Origin of the sequence: Wenzhouxiangella sp. XN79A (assembly GCF_012272825.1) — a bacterium.
In the GTDB taxonomy this organism is placed as follows: domain Bacteria; phylum Pseudomonadota; class Gammaproteobacteria; order Xanthomonadales; family Wenzhouxiangellaceae.
Window position 1 is genome coordinate 41,380 of sequence record NZ_JAAWWS010000156.1, and the last position, 6,703, is coordinate 48,082.

A 6,703-nucleotide genomic window follows, 5' to 3' on the forward strand; every position below is an offset into this window, starting at 1 on the left:
GTGCACGACCGCGACCCGAATCCACCGGAGAGCCCCGATGAAGAACGTACTGAACCCCATCGTCACCCTGGCCGCCGCGGCCGGCCTGTCGCTCGGGCTGGCCGGGACGCCCGACGCGGCGCGCGCCGATGCATCGAACGGAACCGAGACGCCGCACGATGTCGCGAAGCGCACCGACCATTCGATCCGGATCGACGGCCAGCGCGTCGACTACGCAGCGCACGTCGGCTGGATGATCCAGACCAGGGATGACGCGCCGATCGCCCGCTTCGGCTATACCGCCTACCTGCGCCAGGGCGTCGAGAATTCCGCCGAGCGGCCGATCGTATTCGCGTTCAACGGCGGACCGGGCTCGTCGTCGATCTGGCTGCACATGGGCGTGCTCGGGCCGCAGCGGGTCGTCGTCAACGACGGCGGCCATGCGCCGCCACCGCCGGCGAAGCGGGTCGACAATGCCTACAGCATCCTCGACGTCGCCGATCTCGTGATGATCGACCCGGTCGGGACCGGCTTCAGCCGGCCGATCGGCGAGGCCGAGGGCAAGGACTTCTGGGGCGTCGACCAGGACATCGAATCGGTGGCCCGGTTCATCAGGGACTACATCTCCGAGCAGGGCCGCTGGGCGTCGCCGAAGTTCATCCTCGGTGAGAGCTACGGCGCCATCCGGGCCGCCGGCCTGGCCCATCACCTGCAGAGCCGCCACGGCATGCAGTTCAACGGCGTGATCCTGGTCTCGCCGTTCCTGGCCGTGCACGCCGGTCGCGACGGCGAAGGCATGGAACTGCCGCACGCGCTGTTCTTCCCGGCCTTCGCCGCGACGGCCTGGTACCACGACCTGCTCGATCCGAAGCCGACCGATTTCGACGCCTTCATCGCCGAGGTCGAGGCCTTCGCGCTGGGGGAGTACCTGTCGGCGCTGCAGGCCGGCTTCACGATCGACCCGGAGCGCAAGCGCGCGGTCGCCGACCGCCTGGCCGGGTATACCGCAACCGACCCGCAGTACTGGATGCTGGCCGACCTGCGCGTCGATCACCAGGAGTTCCTGCAGGAGCTGCAGCGCGACCAGCGGATCGTCACCGGCCGCATCGACTCGCGCTTTCTCGGCCCGGCCTCGAACCCGCTCGACGACACGATGAACTACGATCCGTTCTTCCCGGCCGTGGGCCCGGCCTACACCGCGGCGTTTCTGGATTACCTCCACAACGACCTGGAGTTCGGCCGTGACCTCGAGTACAGGACCAGCGCCTGGCCGCTGGACTGGGACTGGACCCATCGCGGGCCGTCGGGCGGCCGCCAGCCGGCCGTGAACCTGCTGCCGGACCTGGCCATGGCGATGACGATGAACCCGGGCTTGCACGTTCATTTCCAGCAGGGCTACTTCGACCTGGCCACGCCGTTTTCGGCGACTTCGTACTACATTCGCCAGCTGGACATTCCCGCCGAGGCACGGGCGCGGATCCGCTATGACCTGTATCCGGCCGGGCACATGATGTACCTGCACGAGGAATCGCTGCGCGCCTACCGTGACGACCTGGTGGCGTTCATTCGAGGCGCGATTCCCGACTGACCGGGCTCGGCCGGGCCGACGGTTCCGAACCGCAAGCGAGCTTCGCGGTCGAAGCGGGCAGGAATTCGCGGCATTTTCATGCCCCTGGACGATACTCCTCGACCATGAACAACGTTCTTCCGATCTCCGGCTTGGTCCGGATGGCGCTGCTGACCCTGTCGGTCGCGCTGCTTGCTGGCTGTGGCGGCGACGACGATGCGCCGGCGCCCGGTGCGCGCAGCGAGGCACGTGCCTCGCTTCCGGTGCGCGCGTTTAAGGTATCCCGGCGCGATCTTTCGCGGCACGTCCAGGTCGCTTCGCCGGTCGAACCGCTGCGCACGATCCAGCTCGCCGCCCGGACCGAAGGCATCATCGCGTCGGTGGCGGTCGAAACCGGCGACCGGGTCGAAGCCGGTCAGCTGCTGGCCCGGATCGACGTCAGCGAACAGCGCGCCGAGCTGGCCCGCGCCCAGGCCGCCTTGCGCGAGGCCGAGGCCAATTTCGAGCGCCTGCGCCGCCTCAGGGACCGCGAGTACATCGACGAGGCCAGCTTCGTCACGGCCCAGTCCGAGCTGGACGTTGCGCGCAGCGACGTCGATCTGTGGCAGACCCGGGTCGACTTCGGCCGGATCACCGCGCCGGTCAGCGGCTACGTGATCGGCCGGATGGTCGAGCCCGGGGCCGCCATCACGCGTCTCGGCACGGCCTTCGTGCTGGCCGATCTCGACGCGCTGGTCGCTCGCATCGGGGTGTCGGAGCTCGATGTGGCCGAAATCCGTCCCGGTGACGCGGTGCCGGTGAGCTTCGATGCGCTGAAGACCGCGCCGCCGATCGAAGGTCGGGTTCGCCGCGTGTTTCCGGCCGCCGATGGGGCAAGCCGTCTGGTCACCGTCGAGATCGAGTTGCCGGACGCCTACGCGAAGGGCGTGCGCCCCGGCTTCCTGGCCCGCGCCGATCTGCTCGTGGACTACAAGCAGGACGTGCTGGCCGTGCCGGCCGGTTCGGTCGGCATGGGCGACCCGTCCTACGTGATGGTCATCGACGAGAACGACGAGCTGGTCCGTCGCGCGGTGTCGACCGGCATCATTCGCGGCGACTGGCGCGAAATCGTCGGCGGCCTCGAGCCCGGCGACCGGATCGTTTCGTCGAACCCGCTGGAGCTGGCCGAAGGCGATCGCGTCCGGATCGTCGATACCCTGAGCGCTTCGGGATGAGCGGGCCCGTTCGCGACCGGGATCAGCGCGACGATCCGCGGCGGACGCTCGACGACGAGGATCCGGCCCGCGGCACCCGCTACTATCGCGGCCTGACCCACGCCGCGATCCGCCGCCCGGTCGGCACCACGGCGCTGGCCACCGTCGTGCTGGTCATGGGCCTGTTCTTCGTCGACCGCCTGCCGGTCAACCTGTTGCCCGAGGTCGTCTATCCGCTGATCCGGGTCAACGTCGACTACCCCGGGGCCGCGCCGGAAGTGGTCGAGGAGCAGGTCACCCGTCCGCTGGAGCGGGCCCTGTCGTCGACCGAGGACCTGATCCGGATGTCCTCGGAGGCCGAGGAAGGCCGCACCGACGTCAGTCTCATCTTCAACTACGGCACCGACCTGGACGTGGCGCTGCAGAATGCGTCCCGACTGCTCGAGCGTGCCCGGTCGCAATTGCCCGACGATGTCGAACCGCCGCGGCTGCGCAAATGGGATCCGGGAGCGTCTTCGGTCTACGAGGCCGGTTTTTCCTCGGACATGCGCACGCCGCGCGAGGTTCGTGACTGGGTCGACAACCGGCTTGCGCCCCAGCTGCAGTCGATCGCCGGCGTGTCCGGCGTCGAAGCGATCGGTGGCCAGGAACGCGAGCTGGAAGTCATCGTCGACCAGCAGCGACTGCGTTCCTACGGTCTGACACTGGCCGGTGTTGCCGACCAGCTGGCCCGGGAAAACCTGAATGTCGCGGCCGGCAACGTCACCTCGAGCAGCCTCGATGTCATGGCCCGGACCGACGGGCGCTTCACCAGCCCGGAACAGATCGCCAACGTCCTGTTGAACGTGCCCGGTTCGGATCGGCGGATCCGGCTCGATGAAGTCGCCGAGGTTCGCGACGGGTTCCGCGAGCAGCGCCTGTTCGTGCGCCTCGATGATCGCCCCGCGGTGCAGGTCTCGGTATTCAAGCAGCCCGACGCCAACACCGTCGGCGTGGTCGACCAGGTCATCGAGCGGATGGAATCCCTGTCCGCTTCCGGGTTCATTCCCGAGGACATCACCTACAAGATCACCGAGGACGCGGCCTATTTCATCCGCGGCTCGGTGCAGTCGGTTTCGGCCGCGGCCATCCTCGGCGGCGTGCTGGCGATGGTGGTGGTGCTGGCCTTCCTGGGCAGCCTGCGCAAGAGCTTCGTCATCGGGCTGTCGATTCCGCTGGCCGTCATGGCGACCTTCGCGCTGATGGGCGCGGCCGGACTGACCCTCAACGTGATGAGCCTGGGCGGCCTGGCGCTGGGCGTCGGGCTGCTGCTCGACAACGCCATCGTCATGCTCGAGAACATCGCCCGACACCGCGAAAAACTCGGCAAGTCGGCCGAACAAGCCGCGCACGAGGGCGCCGATGAAGTGATGTCGGCGATTACCGCCGGTACGCTGACCAACCTGGCGGCCGTGGTGCCGTTCCTGCTGGTTACCGGCCTGGCCACGCTGGTCTTCCGGGAGCTGCTGGTGACGATCTCGTTCGCGGTGATCGCCTCGCTGGCCGTCGCGCTGACGCTGGTGCCGATGCTGGCGGCCCAGTTCGCCAAGGTCCGCTTCGAATCGGGCTTCAACCGGCTGGCCCCGTATCGCCTCTTCAATGGCTTCATCGAGTGGCTGGCCGAGCGCTATCGTCGCAGTCTGCGCGTCATGCTGCGCTGGCGCTGGGCCGTGATCGCTGCCGGATTCGCCGTGTTCGTCGGCAGCCTGGGCCTGGCCCAGCAGCTGGGCAACGAATTCCTGCCGCAGCTCGACGACGGCGAGCTGGGCATCCGGCTGGCCTTGCCGGCCGGCACCACGCCGCAGGAAACCGATGCTGCAACGCGGTTGATCGAAGCCGAAGTCGCCGAGATGCCGCACGTTCGCAGCGTGTTCGCGCTGGCCGGCGGAAATGTCTGGGGCGGCACAGCCAACGAGCGGCCGGGCCGTGGCTACGTGCTGGTCAAGCTCGCCGATGCCGAGGATCGGCCCGAGTGGCCGGCCAGCCGCTGGGTCGGCGAGATGCAGCAGCGCCTGAACGCGCTCGACATCGCCGGGGCGCGGATGTACGTCTGGTCGCCGGGCATTCGCGGCCTGACCTTCGGTGTTTCCGGCGAGGACATGGAGCTGAAGGTGGTCGGTGAGGAGCTCGGTCTGTTGCAGGACCTGGCCCGCGAAATCATGGCCTCGATCGAGACCATTCCGGGCCTGACCGGCGTGGAGATGCAGGACGAAGACCGCACCCCGCTGCTGTCCATCAACGTCGACCGCGAACGGGCCTCGGCGCTGGGCCTGGACATCGGCAGCGTTGCGCAGGCGCTGCGCTACGCGGTGTCGGGCTATGTGCCGACGCGGTATTCGACCGGGGTCAACGAGTACGACGTGCGGGTTCGCCTGCCGCGCGACGAGGTGCGCGATATCGACACCCTCGGCCAGGTCATCGTCGCCAACGGCGTCAACGGGCCGATCCAGGCCCGCCAGGTGGCGTCCTTCACGCTCGAGGAAGGCCCGGCCGAGATCGGCCGCGAGAACCAGGTGCGCATCCAGCGCATCGTCGGCAACTTCGACACGTCGCAGAACGACGTCGGCACGATCATGGCCGAGGTCGAGCGTCGCGTCGCCGAAATCGACATGCCGGAGCAGTACGGCGTGGTGCTGGGTGGCCAGTTCGAGACGATTCGAGAGACCAATCGGGAAATGGCGATCGTGCTGGCGCTGGCGGTGTTCCTGGTCTTTGTCGTTCTCGCGGTGCAGTACGAGAAGATCTCCAACCCGCTGGTCATCATGACCGCGGCGCCGCTGGCCACGGCCGGCTCGGCGGTGGCGCTGTGGTTGTCCGGCACGCCGATCAGCGCGCCGGTGTTCCTCGGCACGGTGCTGCTGGTCGGAATCGTGGTCAACAACGCGATCCTGCTGGTCGAGTACATCGAGCGCCAGCGGCGCGCCGGCCAGGACCTGACCGAGGCCGTGGTCGAAGCCGGCGGCATCCGCCTGCGACCCATCCTGATGACCACGCTGACCACCGTGGTCGGCATGCTGCCGCTGGCCATCGGGGCCGGCGCCGGCGCCCTGCTGATGCAGCCGCTGGCCGTGGCCGTGGTCGGCGGTCTGCTGTCGGCCATGGTGCTGACGCTGTTCCTGGTTCCGTGCCTGTACGTCGTGGTCCAGAACGGCTCGGAGGTCCTGGTCCGGATACTGACCCGGTCGGGCAATCGCTCCCCGACCCGCGACCTTCCGGAACCCGGGGCCTCGAATCCCGGCTGACGACGGGTCCGTCCCGCAACACCGAACGAAAAAGACCGCCCGGGATGCCCGGGCGGCCTGGGGGAACTGCGGTCCGGGGGAGCACCGAACCGCAGCGGGAGCCTCGTCGAAGCCGGGGTGCGCTGCCTTACAGCGCTGCGATTTCCACCGTGACCAGGTCGCGGTAGCTGCCGGCCGGCAGTTCGCTGTCGCCGTCGACGTTGACGGTGAGGTCGTAGGCGGCGTTCCACTGCGGCTCGTCGCGTTCGATGCGCTGGTCGTCTTCCAGGCTTTCGTCCTCGATGTCGTCGTAGCTGATGCGGTAGAACGACTGGGCGTCCAGCGGGCCGGCCATGTAGCCGCCGTTGTCGGAGCTGAAGGAGACTTCGTAGCCTTCCGGGTTGTTGCAGGTCTCGGTGATCTCACCGACCCGAGCGTTCTGCTCGCCGTCGACCAGGTTCAGGTTGGTGCCCAGGTCGACCACGGCGATTTCGCACAGGTCACCGACGGTGCCCTTGATGACGATTTCGCCCGAGGTCTGGCCACCGACGGCGGCGAAGGCGGAGGTGCCGGCGAAGACGGCGGCGATGGCGGTTGCGATTGCGAGCTTGTTCATTGTCGTTTCCTCTATTGAATGGTTTCTTGTTGGGTGATTCGTTCGTTGTTCGAGGCCCGATGGCCTTCGCAAGTACGAATGCGATTTT

4 protein-coding genes are annotated in these 6,703 nt (G+C 68.0%); 3 read left to right on the top strand and 1 reads right to left on the bottom strand.

Annotated elements, in window-relative coordinates; all coding sequences use genetic code 11:
* Positions 1 to 37: 37 nt before the first annotated feature.
* From HFP89_RS11165 to HFP89_RS11175, 3 genes are all read left to right on the top strand, one after another.
* Entirely contained in the window at positions 38 to 1,567 is a 1,530-nt protein-coding gene (locus HFP89_RS11165) for a carboxypeptidase (protein ID WP_168717742.1), read from the top strand.
* A gap of 104 nt (positions 1,568 to 1,671) precedes the next feature.
* Complete coding sequence (locus HFP89_RS11170) at positions 1,672 to 2,760, top strand: efflux RND transporter periplasmic adaptor subunit (RefSeq protein WP_168717743.1); 1,089 nt, start codon at positions 1,672 to 1,674, stop codon at positions 2,758 to 2,760.
* Positions 2,757 to 6,020: an efflux RND transporter permease subunit gene (locus tag HFP89_RS11175; RefSeq protein ID WP_168717744.1), complete on the top strand. Its 3,264-nt coding sequence runs from the start codon at positions 2,757 to 2,759 to the stop codon at positions 6,018 to 6,020. Before HFP89_RS11170 ends, HFP89_RS11175 begins: the two co-directional genes overlap by 4 nt.
* Positions 6,021 to 6,147: 127 nt before the next feature.
* Here HFP89_RS11175 and HFP89_RS11180 read toward each other — a convergent pair whose 3' ends face one another.
* Positions 6,148 to 6,615 (bottom strand): hypothetical protein, encoded by a 468-nt coding sequence (locus tag HFP89_RS11180; RefSeq protein WP_168715969.1) that lies wholly within the window; start codon positions 6,613 to 6,615, stop codon positions 6,148 to 6,150.
* Positions 6,616 to 6,703: the final 88 nt, after the last annotated feature.